Annotated in this window: 18 protein-coding genes, 1 tRNA gene and 1 pseudogene; 17 read left to right on the top strand and 3 right to left on the bottom strand. The window is 36.6% G+C overall.

What is annotated here, in order from left to right; translation table 11 throughout:
• The first annotated feature begins 68 nt into the window (after positions 1 to 68).
• The 5 genes from R2R35_RS23475 to R2R35_RS23495 all read left to right on the top strand — a co-directional run bounded on the left by R2R35_RS23475 (position 69) and on the right by R2R35_RS23495 (position 3629).
• Positions 69 to 779 carry a DUF421 domain-containing protein gene (locus R2R35_RS23475; protein ID WP_317732272.1) on the top strand — a complete coding sequence of 237 codons (711 nt, stop codon included), beginning with the start codon at positions 69 to 71 and terminating at the stop codon, positions 777 to 779.
• A gap of 265 nt (positions 780 to 1044) precedes the next feature.
• On the top strand, positions 1045 to 1626 hold the full coding sequence (locus tag R2R35_RS23480) for a thymidine kinase (RefSeq protein ID WP_317732273.1): 582 nt from the start codon (positions 1045 to 1047) through the stop codon (positions 1624 to 1626).
• 249 nt (positions 1627 to 1875) lie between these two features.
• Positions 1876 to 2139, top strand: a complete 264-nt coding sequence (locus R2R35_RS23485) for a phage holin family protein (protein WP_317732274.1) — start codon at positions 1876 to 1878, stop codon at positions 2137 to 2139.
• On the top strand, positions 2139 to 2765 hold the full coding sequence (locus tag R2R35_RS23490) for a peptidoglycan recognition protein family protein (RefSeq protein WP_317732275.1): 627 nt from the start codon (positions 2139 to 2141) through the stop codon (positions 2763 to 2765). The genes R2R35_RS23485 and R2R35_RS23490 overlap by 1 nt, the downstream gene beginning before the upstream one ends.
• A 396-nt stretch (positions 2766 to 3161) precedes the next feature.
• The gene (locus tag R2R35_RS23495; RefSeq protein WP_317732276.1) at positions 3162 to 3629 is read left to right on the top strand and encodes a hypothetical protein; all 468 of its coding nucleotides are present in this window, start codon (positions 3162 to 3164) and stop codon (positions 3627 to 3629) included.
• Between the two features lie 90 nt (positions 3630 to 3719).
• Here the strand turns inward: R2R35_RS23495 and R2R35_RS23500 are convergent.
• Positions 3720 to 3792, bottom strand: a tRNA-Arg gene (locus R2R35_RS23500).
• Positions 3793 to 4008: 216 nt separating this feature from the next.
• Here R2R35_RS23500 and R2R35_RS23505 point away from each other — a divergent pair.
• The 3 genes and pseudogenes from R2R35_RS23505 (at position 4009) to ligA (ending at position 8794) form a co-directional block, all read left to right on the top strand.
• Complete coding sequence (locus R2R35_RS23505) at positions 4009 to 4812, top strand: hypothetical protein (protein WP_317732277.1); 804 nt, start codon at positions 4009 to 4011, stop codon at positions 4810 to 4812.
• A 229-nt stretch (positions 4813 to 5041) separates the two neighbouring features.
• A pseudogene (locus R2R35_RS24790) lies at positions 5042 to 5800 on the top strand (pseudouridine synthase); the annotation flags it as partial.
• 1035 nt (positions 5801 to 6835) lie between these two features.
• Complete coding sequence (gene ligA / locus R2R35_RS23515; RefSeq protein ID WP_317734851.1) at positions 6836 to 8794, top strand: NAD-dependent DNA ligase LigA; 1959 nt, start codon at positions 6836 to 6838, stop codon at positions 8792 to 8794.
• Positions 8795 to 8862: 68 nt separating this feature from the next.
• On the opposite strand, the gene R2R35_RS23520 is transcribed toward ligA, so the two are convergent.
• Entirely contained in the window at positions 8863 to 9768 is a 906-nt protein-coding gene (locus tag R2R35_RS23520; protein ID WP_317731047.1) for an IS3 family transposase, read from the bottom strand.
• Positions 9765 to 10064, bottom strand: coding sequence for a transposase (locus R2R35_RS23525; RefSeq protein WP_317731048.1), 300 nt, complete (start codon positions 10062 to 10064; stop codon positions 9765 to 9767). The genes R2R35_RS23520 and R2R35_RS23525 overlap by 4 nt, the downstream gene beginning before the upstream one ends.
• Positions 10065 to 10742: 678 nt before the next feature.
• Here R2R35_RS23525 and R2R35_RS23530 point away from each other — a divergent pair.
• The 9 genes from R2R35_RS23530 (at position 10743) to R2R35_RS23570 (ending at position 19477) form a co-directional block, all read left to right on the top strand.
• The gene (locus R2R35_RS23530) at positions 10743 to 12011 is read left to right on the top strand and encodes an MFS transporter (protein ID WP_317732278.1); all 1269 of its coding nucleotides are present in this window, start codon (positions 10743 to 10745) and stop codon (positions 12009 to 12011) included.
• Positions 12012 to 12737: 726 nt separating this feature from the next.
• Positions 12738 to 13670 carry a homoserine O-acetyltransferase MetA gene (metA, locus tag R2R35_RS23535; RefSeq protein WP_317732279.1) on the top strand — a complete coding sequence of 311 codons (933 nt, stop codon included), beginning with the start codon at positions 12738 to 12740 and terminating at the stop codon, positions 13668 to 13670.
• Positions 13671 to 13786: 116 nt separating this feature from the next.
• Entirely contained in the window at positions 13787 to 14323 is a 537-nt protein-coding gene (locus tag R2R35_RS23540; RefSeq protein ID WP_317732280.1) for a nucleoside triphosphate pyrophosphohydrolase, read from the top strand.
• Between the two features lie 252 nt (positions 14324 to 14575).
• Positions 14576 to 15874 (top strand): methyl-accepting chemotaxis protein, encoded by a 1299-nt coding sequence (locus tag R2R35_RS23545; protein ID WP_317732281.1) that lies wholly within the window; start codon positions 14576 to 14578, stop codon positions 15872 to 15874.
• A 50-nt stretch (positions 15875 to 15924) separates the two neighbouring features.
• Entirely contained in the window at positions 15925 to 16641 is a 717-nt protein-coding gene (locus R2R35_RS23550; RefSeq protein ID WP_317732282.1) for a hypothetical protein, read from the top strand.
• A gap of 13 nt (positions 16642 to 16654) precedes the next feature.
• Complete coding sequence (locus R2R35_RS23555) at positions 16655 to 17326, top strand: response regulator transcription factor (protein ID WP_317732283.1); 672 nt, start codon at positions 16655 to 16657, stop codon at positions 17324 to 17326.
• A gap of 122 nt (positions 17327 to 17448) precedes the next feature.
• Positions 17449 to 18435: a HAMP domain-containing sensor histidine kinase gene (locus R2R35_RS23560; RefSeq protein ID WP_317732284.1), complete on the top strand. Its 987-nt coding sequence runs from the start codon at positions 17449 to 17451 to the stop codon at positions 18433 to 18435.
• Entirely contained in the window at positions 18432 to 19001 is a 570-nt protein-coding gene (locus R2R35_RS23565; RefSeq protein WP_317732285.1) for a hypothetical protein, read from the top strand. Before R2R35_RS23560 ends, R2R35_RS23565 begins: the two co-directional genes overlap by 4 nt.
• A 305-nt stretch (positions 19002 to 19306) precedes the next feature.
• Positions 19307 to 19477: a hypothetical protein gene (locus tag R2R35_RS23570; RefSeq protein WP_317732286.1), complete on the top strand. Its 171-nt coding sequence runs from the start codon at positions 19307 to 19309 to the stop codon at positions 19475 to 19477.
• Positions 19478 to 19480: the final 3 nt, after the last annotated feature.

Genomic DNA, 19480 nt, shown 5'->3' on the forward strand with positions numbered 1-19480 from the left:
CCCATATATTTGTGCATCCTAAGTTTATTGAGAATATAAGTGTTTTATTCCTAAGGAGGAGCAAATAGATGGACTTAATAAAAATAGCAGTATTATCTTTAAGTTCTGCTGCGGTACTTTTTATACTAACGAAACTTATGGGTGACAGGGAAATGTCCGAGTTGAGTATGTTTGATTATATAACCAGTATAACGATAGGTTCCATTGCAGCAGAAATGGCAACATCCCTGGAGGATGACTTTAGAAGACCGTTATTAGCAATGGTTATCTATGGAGCAGTATGTTTTGTTATATCCTTATTAACCTGTAAATCGATTACTCTGCGAAGGTTTTTTGAAGGGCATTCTCTGATAATGTATCAGAACGGGAAGCTCTATAATAAAAATATGCTGAAAGCAAAAATTGACGTGGATGAATTTCTGGCCATGTGCCGGGTTAACGGTTATTTCGACCTGAGTGAAATTCATACTGCAATACTGGAGTCAAATGGTAAGTTAAGTATACTTCCTATGGCAAAGAATAAACCTGTAACTGCCGAAGACCTAAATCTTAATCCGGAACAGAGTTTTCCTATGTCGAATGTAATAATAGACGGAAAAATACTAAAAAACAATCTGCAATGGGCAGGGAAAAACGAAATCTGGCTGGAGAAACAACTTAGCGCCCAGGGGATTAAGGACATCAAAGAGGTAATGCTTGCAACCTGTGACAGCTCGGACAGCCAGCTAAATATTTATGTCAAGCTGCCGGTTGTTTCTAAAAATGATATGTTCCAATAGCTGTATCGTATAGAATAAATCGTATCTCCAGCCATTATTAAGTGCTTGGAGATACTTTTTTTCGAAAACTAAATATGTATGGCGAAAGTAATTATAGTAATGAAGCTAAAAGACACTTGCTTTAATACCTTTAGGCTTGTTCAAAATTCAAAGAGAGTCTGACCAGTTTACTTGAAATATAAAAAAAGAACATATATAATGGGTGAAAGGTTTTATATTACATAGTGCTTAATTTATAAAAGAGCTGGAAAAAGCAGGAGGAATGATGTCAAAGTTATATTTTAAATACGGATGTATGAACAGTAGTAAATCTGCTAATTTATTAATGATCAAACATAATTATGAGGAACAGGGATTCCGTGTATTACTTCTAAAACCTCAAGTTGATGATAGAGATGGCCAGGATATTATTAAATCAAGAGTTGGCATTCAAAGCAAATGTATAACTCTTGGAAGCGAAAGTTCCGTATATTCCTGCTACGACCCGGACAAAATTGACGTGGTCATGGTTGATGAAGCACAGTTCTTAAGTGAAGAACAGGTTAATGAGCTCTATCAGATTTCTTTTCGAATCCCGGTTATGTGTTTTGGACTATTAATCGACTTTACCCAGCATTTATTTCCGGGCAGCAAACGTCTGGTAGAACTTTCAGAGAGCATACAAGAGATTAAGACGGTATGTAAATGCGGAAAAAAAGCCACCATCAATGCACGGTTTGATCAGAGCGGCAGAGTAATGACCAAAGGAGAACAGATAGATATCGGAGGTAATGAAAAATACAGAGCATTATGTAAAGAATGTTATGCGAGATTAGTAAAGGAAGCTGAAAAAGCTGGTAAATCATAAAATAAATTTTTGTTAAGTTCTAAAAAGTAATAATGATTCGATATCAGAATGCAGTAGTAAAAAGAGGAGGGAAACTCCTCTTTTTATTTTGCAATAAAAGTAAATATATGGTAATATGGAGTTAAGATACTACAAGCTGTCTATATAGTTTAATAGTATAGGGATTCGGCATATGAAACAGGAACGGACAATAGCACATCGTTATGAGGAACTTGAGGAATTGCCAACAAGAAAAGGAGAGGACGGATTATGGGAGATTTATTGCAGTATGTAGTAGTATTAGTAATGGCAATTTGCCTGGCAGTAGGTTATATCATTAAACATAGCCTGGATTTTATTCCAAACAAATACATACCTCTTATAATGGCTGTATTGGGTGTTACTTTGAATGTCTGGGTTAATGGCTGGGAGTTTACCCCTGAAATCCTTTTGGGAGGATTGGCCAGTGGCTTGGCAAGCACCGGCGCATTTGAAGCTGTCAGGAATCTTACCGAGAAAGAAGCTGATAAATAGTGGATATCATCCAAAAATACATGACCAGGAACCGATGTTATTCATCACCTGTAACCATTACTGTTAAAAAGCTGGTGCTGCATTCCCTGGGCGTAGCACAGCCTGATTCAAATGTTATCTTTAATAAAATGAACACTAACAGCGCTATGGTATCGGTTCATGGTTTTATTGAAGCTGACCGAATTGTTCAGACATTACCCTGGAACTATAAGGGATGGCATGTCGGGTCAGGATTAAAAGGCACTTACAATAATTGCACGATTGGTATAGAACTGTGTGAACCAAAGGGGCACACATATAATGGCGGAACAATGGTCAATTATGATGTGAACGCCAATAAAGCGTATTTTACCAAGGTATATAACAATGCGGTACAGTTATTTGCCATGTTAAGCAAGGAGCTGGAACTTGATCCTATAAAAGATATCCTTTGTCATTGTGAGGTATATTCTCTTGGTTATGGATCAAATCATGCCGATGTTATGCAATGGTTTCCCAGGCACAAGAAAAGCATGGATACCTTCAGAGCGGATGTCAGTAAAGAAATAAATTATATTGTTCCGGCAGTAAAGAAAAAGATATCATCTGTAAAAGAGACAGAAATAATAGAGAAGCAGCTTACATAAAGTAACTTAAAGGACACTCATTCTTCCAGACGGAATGGGTGTCTTTTTCCTTGATTTTAAACTAATTCATTGCAAATTTACTTTATGAAGGATAGGATAGCATTAAGGCTATTATTAATAAGAATAATTTAAATATAATGAAAATGGTCAGAGAGAAAAAGTTGAATATAAAGGTGTGTGTGCATGGATAAAATTAATTCGAGGTAACTAATTACCAGTGAAGACGAAAAGCTGTGGTCTGAGTCACCTCGAAACAGTCAAGCTGTAAAAAAATAGATACAAATCCATAGTGCTTAATAATTATAACGGAGTAATAGAATTACCCCAACAAAAGGTTGGGAGAAAGGAATAATCCAATAACCTCATAAAGAGGATAATTGGATTATACGTATTAGAATGAATATAAAAAATAAAGGAACTTATTATTCGAACGACCAATTAAGCAATATTATAAAAAGAATGGCTTTAAAAGCATTACCAAGGGAGTTAATAATTTGTGAAAATAGAAAAGACATATTACATTATATAAGAAGATTTCATGCTGCTGACAGGTGCAGTATACTCCTCGATATAACAATATGGTGTGGCAAGGTGGAAGGAATATATCTTGAAAGATCAGGAATTATAATGATTTTTGTATTTAGCCAAACGGATGATGGAATGGATTATCAGAGTAAACAGCTGTATTCATTACACTCATTGGCCCATGAAATGAGACATGTCTGGCAGCAAAGAAATAATTTCACAAAAGATGTTGAAAAAGATGCTGACCACTTTGCAACAAAATTTATTAATACGAATAGTGAGTATATATCAAAAATTATGAACTGGGAGGAGGAATGGGAAGTAGAGGAGGAAGAGTAGGAGCGGATTAATCAAGTAATAGGAGAATGAGAAATAAGAATAAACTTTAAGGCAATTAAGGATTTGAACTCAAAAAAAGGCAACAAAAAATGCACCTAAAGGGACTCGAACCCCCGACACGAAGCTTCGGAAGCTTCTGCTCTATCCACTGAGCTATAGATGCATAACCATATTTTACAATAAATATTGTATAAGAGCAAGCAATTTTTTAAATTTTTTGAAAAATTGAGAAAATGCTAAATTATACCATCAAATGTTACGTAATTATTAAATATGTTACAAAAGATGAAATTAAAGTATTGCAATTTTCTTAAATGTCTGCTATTATGGTACTTAGTTAATTAGTACTATTGATTGGTTCACTTTAAAGGAGATTATAATGAAACTTCGATATAAAAAGATTATAGCCATGGTAACTGTATGTACAATGGGCATTGGAATGATAACATTTTCAATCACAAGACAGGAACAGGATAAATCTACCGGCGTAGAAAATAAAATAGAAAGTCTTACAGCAGATAAATTGGAAGCTGCTAATGTTGCAGACAGCACTTCTGCTGATATATCAGCGAAAGCAGCAGTTTCCGCAGCTTCACTACTTCCCGGTGAAGATCTTTCACCTACTCCTGCTGTAACAGATAATTCTGAGGCAGAGTCTGACGTATTATTTGTGGCTAACAATCCTCTTGAGAAAAGTACGAACAAAGAGCTCAATACATTAATTAAAAAATATCTGAATGCAAAATTAGGCGGCAAAGTTGAAGATTTTAAAGATCTGGTAGATAATACTGACTTAATAGATATTAAGGATATTAACAGAAAAGCAAAGTATATTGATAAATATGAAAATATTGAATCTTATATCAAGACAGGACCTGAGGAAGGTTCCTATGCAGTGTATGTTTATTATGATTTGAAATTCTCTGGAATCGATACTGCAGCACCTGGAATGATTGAATACTATGTTAAGACCAATGACGATGGTAAATTGTATATAAACCTCAGCAAGAATAGTGCTGAAACAACGGAATATCTTAAGACTTTAAGAGAAGCACAGGATGTAGCAGAGATGATTGATACTGTTGATACTAAATTTGAGAAGGTTCGTAAAAAAGATGAATCTTTAGCAGCCTTTTATACGAAACTTGAAGATTCCGCTAAGAATGTATCCTCTAATGAATAAATAAAAGTATCAATAAAGACACTAAATATTTTTAAGAAAACAATATTAATTATAATGACTGATAACAGTGAAGATTGCGTAAATGCAAGACATTTATGGCTTCGCTGTTATTTTTATGTGCTTGTACTTTTTTCCATGTACTGATATAATAAATTAGCATATTTCCATCATAATAATGGAAGAAAAAGAGCATGTATAAATAATAATATAAGATTAGTTAGGAGCCACAATGGCAAAAAGAACAAAAAAATTACTACAGACGGAAGAGTATTCCGATAGCACAGATAGTATCAGATTAAATCGGTTCCTAAGTGACTCAGGAGCCTGTTCAAGACGAGAGGCGGACAGACTTATTGAAGAAGGCCATGTGACGGTGGATGGAGTTAAGGCCGAGTTAGGTATGAAAATAACGAAAGATCAAACAATATCTCTTCATGGGAAGCCTGTTAAAAGAGAAGAAAAATTAGTTCTGATTGCTTTGAATAAACCAAGAGGAATTGTATGCACGACTGACAGGCGTGAAAAAGATAATGTCATAGATTTTCTGAAATTTGATAAAAGAATATATCCCATCGGAAGACTGGATAAAGACTCAGAAGGACTGCTGTTGCTTACAAACGACGGTAGCATCGTTAACAAAATTCTACGAGGCGGTAATAATCATGAGAAGGAGTATGTAGTAACAGTTGATAAACCTTTGACAGCGGATTTTTTAAAGCAAATGGCAGAAGGAGTACCGATTCTGGATACGGTAACCAGGCCTTGTGTCATTAAAGCGCTGGATAAATATACCTTTCAGATTATTTTAACCCAGGGCTTAAACCGCCAGATAAGACGTATGTGTGAATATTTAGGCTTTAGAGTTCAGACACTGAAAAGAATTCGCGTTATGAATATACATTTAGGATACCTCCAAACAGGCGGATACCGTAATGTAACAGAAAAGGAAATTACTGGTCTTACAGAAGCTATCAGGGATTCTGTTAATACAGCAGAATCAAATTACGATAGTGCAAAAGAAGCCAGAAATGAACGGAATAACGTTGCTGGAACAGTAATGAAAAACGATACCAGAAAAGACACGAAAGATAATAAAGACTATAAATCGGGTAACAAAACGAGTACGAAAGAAAGCAATAAATCAGAATATAAGAGACGTGCAGATAAGGAACTGAAGAAAACTGATAAAAAGAAAGACAGTAAAGGACTTCGAAAAGAAGATAATAAAGCTTCAGAAAATAAAAATTTCAGAAAAGAAGAAAATAAAGATTACAGAAGAGTAGAAAACAAAAACTTTGGAAAAGAAGAAAATAAAGATCACAGAAGAAGAGTAGAAATCAAAAACTTTGGAAAAGAAGAAAATAAAGATTACAGAAGAGAAAGCAAAAACTTTAGAAAAGAAAAAAATAAAGATTACAGAAGAGAAAGCAAAAACTTTGGAAAAGAAGAAAATAAAGATTACAGAAGAGAAAGCAAAAACTTTGGAATAGAAGAAAGTAAAGATTACAGAAGAGTAGAAAGCAAAAACTTCGGAAAAGAAGAAAATAAAAATTCCAGAAAAAATGAAAACAAGGACTATAAAAAAGCAGATACGAAAGAATATAAAAAGGAATACAAAAAAGATTATAAGAAAGAATTTGGTAAGGAGCCTCATAAGGATTTCACTTCAGATGATAAGAAGGATTACAACGTAAACCACAAGGGTGAAAAGAAGGGTGAGGGCAAAAAAGTTTATCAGAAGGACAACTATAAAGAAAGGGTAAATACTAGTAACCCTACTAAAAACTCATTTTCCTCCGCTTCTAAAAACGGTAAATCAACAAAACAATCTGGTTCTAACAAGTCTATGGGACAGAAGAGCATCGCATCAGAATATTCCTATCCGAAGGCTGTAGCAAGGAATCACTACGAAAAAGCAACGGAACGAAAAAACGGCTCCTCAGGTAGAAGAGGAAGCTATAACAAAGGGCGATAATAATTAGTCTGTATAACGAAATGTAGTCGGAAGGGCATATATATGAGTATGAAAGAAAAACTGGACAGGCAAAAGGAATTGGTTGTCCTGCTTAACGAAGCCGGAAGGGTATATGAGCAGGAAGACCGCGAAATCATGAGTAATTACGAATATGATAAGCTCTATAATGAGTTGCTTGAACTGGAACAGGAAACACAGACAATACTATCAAACAGCCCGACAATCAAAGTTGGGTATGAGGTATTAAGCGAGCTGCCTAAGATAAGGCATGAATCCCAAATGCTATCCCTTGACAAGACCAAGGAAACGGATACCTTAAAAGCTTGGCTTGGGAATCAGAAGGGTTTATTATCATGGAAAATGGATGGACTGACCATTGTGCTTACCTACAGAGAAGGTAAGCTTTTTCAGGCAGTTACCAGGGGGAACGGTGAAATTGGAGAGGTTGTCACCAATAATGCCAAAGTCTTTAAGAATTTACCTCACTCTATTCCTTACACAGGTGAATTGGTATTAAGAGGTGAGGCAGTTATACGTTATTCCGATTTTGAGAAAGTAAACGCACAAATACCGGAAGCGGAAGCGAAGTATAAAAATCCAAGAAATCTTTGCAGTGGTAGTGTCAGACAATTAAATAATGAGATAACAGCCAAACGCAATGTCCGTTATTATGGCTTTTCTCTGGTAAAGGCAGAGGATACTAATTTGTACGAAAATTCCAGGGAAAAACAGATGCAATGGCTGCAAAGTCTGGGTTTTGATATTGTTGAGAGTAAGATGGTAACAGCAGAGAATCTGGAAGAAACGGTAGCTTGGTTTTCAGCACAGATTCCCACGATGGATGTTCCTTCGGATGGGCTGGTATTGACATTTGACGATATAGCTTATGGATATTCCTTAGGTGCTACCTCCAAATTTCCCAGGGACTCCATTGCGTTTAAATGGAGAGACGAGATCAGAGAGACTATTCTTCGGGAGATAGAATGGAGTGCATCAAGAACAGGTTTAATTAACCCAATTGCAGTATTTGACCCGGTAGAACTGGAAGGAACAACTGTAAGCCGAGCAAGTCTCCATAACATCAGTATTATGGAAGGACTTAAACTTGGACTTGGTGATACCATAAAAGTATATAAAGCCAATATGATAATTCCCCAGGTGGCAGAGAATGTAACCCAGAGCGGAAACGTGATAGTACCGGATAAATGTCCGGTATGCGGAGAAGAAACCAGAATCAGAGAAGAAAATGATGTAAAGGTACTTTTTTGCAGCAATGAGGATTGCCTGGCCAAAAAGATCAAATCGCTCACCCACTTCGTAAGCCGGGATGCCATGAATATTGAAGGACTTTCAGAAGCAACCATTGAAAAGTTCTTGAATACCGGTATCATTCATGAAGTTGTTGACCTTTTCCATTTGGAGCAGCACAAAGACATTATAACGGAGATGGAAGGTTTTGGAATAAAATCCTATCAGAACTTATTAAACTCCATAGATAAAGCACGGAATACAACAGTTCCTAGATTCCTGTATAGTCTTGGAATACCAGGAATCGGACTATCAACTGCCAAGCTTATTTGCCGTGAGTACCAGTTTGATTTTGCCGCTATACAGGCAGCAGATACGGAAAGACTGACAGAAATAAACGGAGTTGGCGGAGTAATTGCCACCGCTTTCGTAGAATTTATGAGAAAAGAAAGCAATGCTCATATGATTGAGGATATATTAAAAGAGATAACCTTTGAAATTCAGGAAACGGAAAACACGCATTCTGTCTTCACAGGTAAGACCTTTGTAATAACGGGTTCACTGGAACAGTTCGAAAATCGTAATGCCTTAAAAGATTTTCTGGAGGAACGAGGGGCTAAAGTTACAGGCTCCGTAACCGCTAAGACGGATTATCTTATAAATAATGATAATCTCTCTAATTCTTCTAAGAATAAAAAAGCGAAAGAGCTTGAAATTCCGGTTATAACGGAAGCGGATTTAATGAAGATGGTAGAGTAGGAGTATCTTTACCTAACTTTGGTCCTATGTCAAGATTTAGTACAAATTAAAATGAGAAGTTCTGCATGTTAAGCAGCAGGCAGAGACTTAGCCCTCTCATACAGTTTTTCATATTCGTCTGGAGACAAATAATCACAATAGCTGTGTATTCTGACGGTGTTATAAAAGGCTTCAATATATTCAAAAACAAGCTTATATGCATGGTTGTAGTTATGAATACTAAACCGGTTCAACCATTCTCGTTTGATGAGAGAATGGAAAGATTCAATACAGGCATTGTCGTAAGGATAGCCAGTATGAGAATAACTTCGTTGCATATTTACAGTGGCTTCTCGCCAGGCATTAGAAACATACTGGCTACCACGGTCTGAGTGTATAATCAAAGGAAAATCGGTGTCTCGACAAGCTTTTGCTTTATTGATTGTTTCGATAACGGAACACACTTCCATAGTATCAGAAAGAGTCCAGGCAATAATCTTTCTCGCAAATAAGTCCATAACGCAGTTGAGATAGACAAATCCGTCCTGTGTCCAAATGTAAGTGATATCGGTACACCAGACAGCATTAGGGCGTTCTGGATTAAACTGTTCATCAAGAATGTTGTGAAGTTCATCACTGAAATCAGAGTCTCTGGTTGTAGTGGTCCAAGGTCTAATCCACTGAGCTTTGATACCCATTTCACGCATGTATTTACCTACTGTGCGCTGGGCAATGGTTTCCCCAGATTTGCGAAGTTCCTTGGTGATTTTAGGAGCGCCGTAATTCTGTTTTGAACTATCATAAATCTTCTGGATTTCCTTTTTGACAGCCTCTTTACGTTGCTTGGTGGAAGAGACTTTTCGGTTCAGAAAAGCATGATATCCAGAGCGAGACACGCCTAAAAATTTCAGCATTCCGGAAGTAGAGACTCGGCGTTTTGTGACTTTAGATGCCTCTACCTTGGCAGAAACTTCGGTATAGATAGCTTCTGTCAATCTTTCCCCAGAATGCCGATGGCTTTTTTTAACACATCAAGTGCATCCTGAGCGTCACGGAGCTCACGTTTGAGACGAGCGATTTCCTTTTGTTCATCTGATTCGTAGTTACCGGAACCTCTAACGGGAATGTCACCATCATGGTCACGGAACTGAGCCTCCCATTTGGCTAAGGTACTTATACCAATTCCGAGATTCTTGGCACATTCAACCTGTGTAAGATCAGGATGTTCCTTGCGATAGTTGATAGCATCCAACTTGAACTGCTTAGTGTGTTGTTTTGATTTTCTTGGCATAATGAGTTCCTCCTCTTGTTATTATACATTATTTCAAGGGATTGTCTCATTTTGTTTTGTACTAATTAGATGCTAACATCACTTTAGTTTGATTAGAATACAAACTATTAGTTTGTAGCGAAATGTATTTGGAAGAGATATAAAAGTTTAATAAATACAAAACTGGTGACACTTCAAAGTGATTTGCTGGTTTTGTATTTTTTTATTGACAAACATACGTTCTTTGTGTATTCTGTTACTACATTAATATATTGTAGTTTTATTAGAACTTTCACTGTGTTAATGCTAAGACTAGAGATATATGAAGCTAAAGATTTATATTTAGAACGAGAGATATTTGGAATTAAAAATATTGGGAATTAAAATATTGGGAATTAAAGATATATGAATCTAAGGATATTTAGAGCTAGAGATATTTGGAACTAAAGATATAGAATCTAAAGTTATATAAACCTAAAGACATTTGGAACTAAGAATATCAAACCTAATGATTTCTTGATGTAAAGATATTTGAACTAGAGATAATTATAATTAAAGATGTCAAACCTAATGATATTTTAAAGTTGATGCGAATCTTGTTTAGTCTCATAATATTCAATTTATTTAAGCAAACTTACCCAAGAGACTAGACGCAATATGAATAAATAATAGAAAGGAATGCTTCTGCGAGGACAATTAATGGAAAATACCTGGAAAAGAAATGTTTCAATATTTTTGGCTAGCCAGACGTTATCCCTATTTGGTTCTTCCCTGGTACAATATGCGATAACCTGGTACATTACGCTAAATACCAAATCTGGAATAATGATGACCATATCTATTATTTGCGGTTTTCTCCCCACCTTTTTTCTATCGCCCTTTACCGGAGTATGGGCCGATCGTTATAACCGAAAAATACTGATTATGCTTTCTGACAGTCTTATTGCAGTATCCACTCTGATATTGGCTGTTGTGTTTTTGATGGGATATGATGCCTTTTGGATGATATTTTTAGTATCAGCAATCAGAGCGGTGGGGTCAGGCATTCAGGCACCGGCAATCAATGCTTATTTGCCCCAGTTAGTACCGGAGGATAAGTTACAGAAGGTAAATGCTACAAATGGAACCATTCAGTCAATGATAATGCTGATTTCTCCTATGTTGAGCGGAGCTTTGTTAAATGAGGCTGGAATTACACCTATCTTCTTTATTGATGTAATTACTGCTGCACTTGCTGTTACAATATTGCTGTTATTTTTAAAGGTACCTTATAAGAAGGGAGCAAGGGAACTACAAAAGGTCTCTTATAAAGAAGACATGCTTCTGGGACTCAAATATGTAAGAAAACATGAGTTTGTAAGGGAATTCTTTGTGTTCAGCGGATTTTTTATGTTCCTGGCAGCTCCGGTTGCTTTTTTAACGCCATTACAGGTTACCAGAAATTTCGGTGAGGAAGTATGGAGGCTTACAGGGATTGAAATGACCTTCTCTATTGGGATGATGGCAGGAGGAATATTAATGACTCAATGGGAGGGATTTAAGAATAAAATATATACAATGACCTTATCCAGTGTGGTAATGGGAATATGTACGTTTGCCTTTGGGTTTGTAAATGTTTTCTGGATATATCTGTTCCTGATGGGGGTGTTTGGTTTTGTGATGCCTTTTTTCAATACAGTTTCTACTGTAATGCTGCAGGTTAATGTGGAAGAAGAGTACCTGGGAAGAGTATTTGGAGTTTTCGGCATGATCAGTAGTGCTTTAATGCCGCTTAGTATGCTGATATTCGGCCCTTTGGCAGATGCAATTGCCCTGGAAGGAATATTAATAGCTACCGGATTACTCTTATGCCTGGAAGGGGTTATGTTATCCACCAGGAAAGCTTTACTAAAGGTGGGGGCACCGAAGGAAAGAAGGAAAGAAGCACCTGTTGAAGGAGCAAGGGAAGAGCTGAAAGAAGAGTTTTGAGGAGTGATCAAAGAGTTGTAGAGTAGAATTAAGGTCAATTTAATATATGGATAAGAAAAAATACGGTAATTGCCATGTGTATAATAAAAGATTGTATGAACAGAGGTTATACATCATAGGCTATATATGATATAATATAATACACTGTATGAAATCATATATAAAAATTTGATAATTTGATATTGATTAACTGAACTTATAGAAATCAGTGCCCTTAATATAAATTTAGTGTTACACTTGGTATAAATTTAGAATATTGACTTTATAGTAATAATATAGTATATTAAGTTAAAATAATAAAGGCTGTGAAAAGAAAAGTAAGCAATGGATAAAGATACAGAGAGCTTTATATGGTGAGAATAAGCACAGAATACATTGCCCAAAATGGTCTTGGAGCCGCGTACCGACTACAGTATTTGTATAGGCTACGATGGGAGTGCCCATTACAGCACCAGAGTATCGACAAGTTTCCGTACTCGCTAAGGTCTATATTGTGAGATATAGATAAATTAAGGTGGTAACACGAAGCATATGCTGTCGTCCTTGAAATTATAAGTAAGGGAGGGGAGCTTTTTTTGTGTCCTTAGGCAGGAGCAGCAAGGAATATAATTAGGAATTTAGTAAATATAGAAATATAAAATTGAATAATATCTAGCAGAACCAAACTGCTTACGTAACCCAATAGTGACCGTAACGAAGTTAAAAGAAAGAGGAGTAGGTGATAACATGCCAATTAAGGTTCAGAGTGAACTACCGGCTAAAAAAGTGCTGCAAGATGAAAATATATTTATTATGGATGAGGGAAGAGCTGTACATCAGGATATTCGTCCTTTACGTATAGCGATATTGAATCTCATGCCCTTAAAGGAAGATACAGAGGTTCAAATTTTAAGAAGTCTGTCCAACACACCTCTTCAGGTGGATATCACTTTTTTATCAACAGGAACTTATGTTGGTAAAAATACCGCATCCAGCCATCTGGATCAATTCTATCTTACTTTTGATGATATCAAGCATTTGAAATTTGATGGACTGATTATAACAGGAGCACCAGTTGAGCAGATGAAATTCGAGGAGGTTACTTATTGGGAGGAGCTTAAGACTATAATGGAATGGTCAAAGACAAATGTGACTTCTACCTTTCACATCTGTTGGGGAGCCCAGGCTGGTCTTTATTATCATTATGGGATACCTAAGATTTCATTGGAGGAAAAGCTTTTCGGTGTCTATAAGCATCATGTCTTAAATCGTAAAATACCTTTAATTAGAGGCTTTGATGACGTATTTTATGCACCACACTCCAGATATACAACTGTCTCTAAAGAAGAGATACTCAAGAAGCCGGAACTAACTGTATTGGCAGAATCCAAGGAAGCCGGAGTGTTTATTGTGATTGCAAAGGACGGAAGACAGGTGTTTGTAACCGGCCACCCTGAATATGACCGGACTACTCTTGATAAAGAGTACAAAAGAGATGTCGATAAAGGTCTGGATATTGATTTGCCGGAGAATTATTACACAGATGGGTTGACGTATGTAAGGCCAGAACTCACCTGGAGATCTCATGCCAATGCTTTGTATACGAATTGGTTGAATTATTATGTTTATCAGGTAACGCCTTATGATTTGGATGAGATGCCGTTTGTTTACGAGATTTAGTGAGGGCTGCAGAAAGATTATTAGTTTTGATTTTCAAAATATGTACTTTGGATGAATTCGAATCAAAAGGTTTAAAACGGGTGGAATGGGGACACCAGGAAGGGAGGTGCATACACTTGAAAAAATACAATAAACTAGTAAGAGATAGAATTCCTGAAATGATTGAAAAGGATGGACACAAAGCTAAATTTAAGACACTTTCTGATAAAGCTTATCTCACAGCTCTTGATAAAAAGCTCTTGGAAGAAGTGAAAGAGTATCAGGAAGATAAGAGTATTGAGGAAATGGCAGATGTGCTGGAAGTGTTATATACTATTTGTAATACCCGTGGATATACAATCGATGAGTTAGAAGTAAAACGTCAGGAGAAATATATAGCGCGAGGTGGCTTTGAAAAGAAATTGTTTTTGGAGTATGTGGAGGATGACAAAGCTAATCAGATAGAAACGGTATCAGATATGAAAGCTATTAAGAAGTGGAGGGAGATACCAGAAGATTGGAAGAAGATACTTTTGAACAATGTGTTTTGCAGTAATTGCAAGTTAACATCTATTGTGGATTATGCAGTTGTAAATGATACACATGGCATTGTACTTCAAGGGAAGTGTGCTAAGTGCGGCAACTCTGTTGCCAGATATGTGGAAGATTATTGATTTTTTAGATGAACATAAATCTAACAAATGTGAAGCGGGAAATATCACAATAGTAGGACTACAAGGTCACGGTAAAACCAACCGTGACCTTATTTTTATGTCTGAAATCTGTACAAAGCTATTGAAACTATAATCATTTGAAATAGACACATTAACAATTTAGAAACAATTTAGAAACACAATACAAATATCCAGGGATTAAACTTATCTAACAAATAATTACTGAACCAAAGAGAAAGGAGCTTTTCATTTATGAAAATAGAAAAGCAGCAGAATAAAAAGAAAATCAAAAGAGTAGAAAAAAGTATCAGAAGTCAAATAATCGCAACAGGACTCTGCCCATTAGTAATGATGTCTACATCCATTTCAATATTGTCCCTCAGGGGAGTTGACCCAATGCTCGTATCCAATACCATTGCCTTTGTGCTCCTGATTGGAATTGTTCAGCTGCTCTATGTTGCACACAGTATCGTGAAACCTATCCGTATTGCGGAGGAATGTATTATGCAGGTAGCTGAAGGCAGACTGGATTTTGATATTGATGATAAAATGAGAAAACGCCGGGATGAGATCGGCTCAATGGCTGAATCCCTGATGGGTTTAAGAGATAAATTAAAGGGTACTATGACTGATATTCAGGAAGTATCCCATAAACTGTTAAGCTCCGAGGAGGTTATGGAAAGAATGGTGGTAGAAGCCAATTCAGTAACTGGTCAAATTGAAACGGCAGTAGAAATGATTTCCAAGGATGCAAAAAATCAAAATATTGATATGAAGGAAGCCTCTGAGCATATCGAAAGAATTGGACTTATGATAAGTAATATCGTGAGCAGTGTGGAGCTTTTGGAGGAGACCTCAGCTAAAATGAAAGAGGATGGAAATAAATCCAGCGAAATCATGGAGGATCTTGATAAATCCAATCAAAGAACCAATAATGCAATTGAGAGGATAAACCAGCAAGTGCATTTAACCTATACCGCTTCTGTGCGAATCAATGATGTCATTCAGATGATAACTTCCATAGCCAAACAGACGGTTCTGCTTGCCCTAAACGCCAGCATAGAAGCAGCCAGAGCAGGAGAACATGGCAAAGGATTTTCTGTAGTTGCTGAAGAAATCAGCCTATTGGCTAATCAATCAAGTGCCTCTGCTAAGGAAATCGACGCTATCATAAGAGACCTCTCAACAGAATCCGGTAAAATGTTAGTTATTATGAAGGAGGTGTTGACAGATGTTGATAAACAGAAAGTAAAACTGCTTGAGACTCAGGGCCATTTTATGAAAGTGAATGCTGGAATTGGAGTCAACCTACAGGGAATTCTGGAAATCAAAACACAAACACAAATTTGTGATGCGGCAAAAGACAAGATAACAGAAGCCATTGAAGCCTTGCGAATGATATCCGAGGTAAGCGTTTATTCTACCAATGAGACCAAAGCATCGGTTACCGGTTTAAATCAGAATATAGGTGAAATTGCTGTTTCCGCTTCTCAACTTAAGGATTATGCGGAAACTTTGAATAACCAGATAAGATATTTTTCAGTTGAATAAAATAGAAGGCCTTTGCCTGTTTTTATGATATTATATATACGGAGCGTACCATGAAGGATAAAAAGAAATTAAATCTAATCCAATATGTCAAAGAGACAAATGTTTTCTTCAAAACCCAGTACGGAAGCAACATAAGCCGTTCCCTGCATTTAACTGGTGCAGCCATAACTGTCAGTTTTTTTATTGTGGCAGGCAAACTGTTTATGGGAATATTGTCCTTGTCTTTTTTTGCTTGTGCAAATGCATTTTATTCAATTGGAATGATTGTTGCAAAAAGTATAGCCTTAACCGGAATCAGAAAAGCCAGTGATATAAATAAACAATATCAGTACTTTATTTACTCCAGCACGGTACTTATATGTTCAAGCCTACTTTATATCCTGTATTCTGTTCGGTTGTTTTATAGCCCGATGACAGCCTCCTACCACATGATTGCTGCTTTGGGAATCGCTGCAGTTACTTTTACAGAAGTTGGACTGAACATTCGAGGAGTAATAGTAACCAGGTATAATAATACTCTACTTTTACATGCAATTAAAATGATAAATCTATCTGCTTCATTCATAGCATTGGTATTAACGCAGACTGCTTTATTATCTTTCACTGGTAATGAAGCAGATCCTGTAGAAATCTCAAATGCCAATGGCTTAATCGGAATTCTAATGGGTACAGTAGCAGCTTTCATTGGTTTTTCTATGTTATACAGGGTGAGAATGCTAAAAAATAAAGAAATAGAAAGTGCAAAGAATAACAGCTTGCATCTTTAAAAGGAGGAAAGTTATGATTAATATATTGGTGGTAGAAGATGATGCAGAATTAAACAGAATTGTATGTACGTATCTAAACGACAGTGGTTTTCAGGCAAAAGGCTGCTTGAATGCCAACACGGCTTATGAAGAAATGTATAATACTATATATGAACTAATCGTGTCTGATATTATGATGCCGGAAATAGACGGGTTTGAGTTTGCAAGAACTGTACGTCGGGTTAACCAAACAATACCCATATTATTTATGTCTGCCAAAGACGATCTTCCTTCTAAACAAAAGGGTTTTCAGCTTGGAATAGATGACTATATGGTCAAGCCTATTGTACTGGACGAGCTGGTGCTGCGATTAAGAGCACTTCTTCGCAGGGCAAATATTGAAATGGAGAGAAGATTAATCATTGGAAATCTGATCTTGGATGCAGATGCTGTAACGGCAACCATAGGAGAGGAAGAAGTTACAGTTACTACCAGAGAATTCAATATCTTATATAAGCTGCTGTCCTATCCCAAGAAGACCTTTTCAAGAGCACAGCTAATGGATGAATTCTGGGGAATCGATACAGATACAAGCCTTAGGGCAGTGGACGTTTATGTGACCAAACTAAGGGATAAGTTCTCCACTTGCGATGGGTTTAAAATTGTGACAGTCCGGGGGATTGGCTACAAGGCGGTGTTATCATGAACCAGGAAAGCAGGCCTGTTCGTAAAAGAAGGAATTTCTTAAATGTTTTATTTGTATTTTTTCCCACACTGTTATTTTTTTATTTAATAACAACGGCACAGTTTTTTATCTTGGGAGAGTATTTGGATTATCAGAATATCTCAGCGATTCATAGGGTGCTAATAATTGGTTTTTGGTTTCTTTGTGCATCGGTCTTTACCTATCTGACTCTGAGGCAGATCAACTATCGTTATGAGAAACCCATGAAGGCCTTTGCCAAAGCGACCAATCAGGTGGCAAACGGGGATTTTTCAGTATATGTACCGCCGCTGCATACAGCAGATAAGATGGATTATCTGGATTATATGTTTCTTGACTTTAATAAAATGGTAGAAGAGCTTGGAAGTATCGAGACCCTGAAAACTGATTTTATCTCAAATGTTTCCCACGAGATAAAGACGCCAATTGCTGTTATACAGAATTACGCGGAGCTCCTTCAAAAAGAATCGGCTTCAGAGGTACAGTGCTTAGAGTATGCCAAATCAATAGAAGAAGCGGCAAAACGATTGTCAAATCTGATAACAAACATCTTAAAACTTAATAAGCTTGAAAATCAAAAGATAAAACCAGAGGTCTTTGAATATGATATATGCAGACAATTGAGTGAGTCTGTAATACAATTTGTTGAGGTGTTGGAACAGAAGAACATTGAATTTGATGCGGACTTAGAAGACCGGGCGATTATCCTTGCCGATGAAACACTGCTGGAATTAGTATGGAATAATCTTTTGTCTAATGCTATTAAATTTACGGAACCGGGAGGTGCAATTTCCTTGAAGCAGAGCTCTTTAGAGGACAGTATTCTTGTAACAGTAACGGATACCGGATGTGGTATGAATGAAGACAGCATGAAACATATATTTGATAAATTCTATCAGGGGGATACATCACACTCCAAAGAAGGAAATGGTCTGGGGCTCGCATTAACCTTACGTGTGCTGCAATTACATGAAGGTACGATTAAGGTTAACAGTATCCCCGGTAGAGGAACCTCCTTTACGGTTACCTTGCCAGTGTTTCTTTCGGATAAGGTGGAAGAAGAAAGCTTACAGGAGGATATCTACCTATGACCGAGATTGTAAAAAGCAACCATGCCTTTATAGGCTATGAATATAAGGAAGTTATAACAAATGCAGATAAGGTATCCTTTCTCATTGATATTTATGAAAATTTTGGTTGGATAGTGGATAAGAATGTAACACATACGCTTACAATGAGAACCACAAATCACCATTCAAATATTGTTCTGCGGTTAAAGAGAGACCGTAAGATAATAAATAAGATGGAACTAACCAGGTTGCAGCGTAACTTTGAATTTTGCATGAAGGATATTGAGCAGCTGGAAAATTCCATAACCTCCAAAGCAACCATGTATGCATTGATTGTAGCTTTTATCGGTACAGCTTTTATGGCAGGTTCCGTATTTGCCGTTACAGCCGATCCACCAAGAATTGTGTTGTGCGTTTTTCTTGCGGTACCTGCATTTGCAGGCTGGATATTACCTTATTTCATATATAAAAAAGTGAAAAGAGAACGGGCAGAAAAAGTTAATCCCCTCATCGAAGAAACGAAAGATCAAATCTATGAGATATGTGAGAAAGGCAATAAACTGTTACATGACTGGAATAAAAAATAGTGAAAGTAACAATGAAAGCAACAATAAAAGCAACAATAAAGGCAATAATAAAAGCAACAATAAAAGCAAAAGGACATATAACCTGATAGCAACGGTTATATGTCCTTTTTAATACGAGTAAATGAATATCGGTAGTAGAGGGTGTATAGGGTAGGATGGCCTGTTTCATATAAAGTCTTGTAGGTGGAGCGCTGGAGTAATTAATATTATTCAAACAAAACAGAAGCAAAACAGAAACAATACTTTGATATACTTTAGCATCATCAGGAAGCATTACAAAATATGAGAAGTAAGGAGGTATTATTATGGCAAAAGCTAAGCTGATTCAAGTGAACAAGAGAATTGAAGAAAATGTAATTTACGGATACAAAAAGATAGAATGCGGTGTTGTCGAAGGTTATAAAAAAATTGAACAGGGTATAGTCGGCGGTTTTCATAAAATGTCTGATAACTTCGTGGATAACTATCTTACATAAGAG

The sequence above is a fragment of the Anaerocolumna sp. AGMB13020 genome, assembly GCF_033100115.1.
Lineage (GTDB): Bacteria > Bacillota > Clostridia > Lachnospirales > Lachnospiraceae > Anaerocolumna.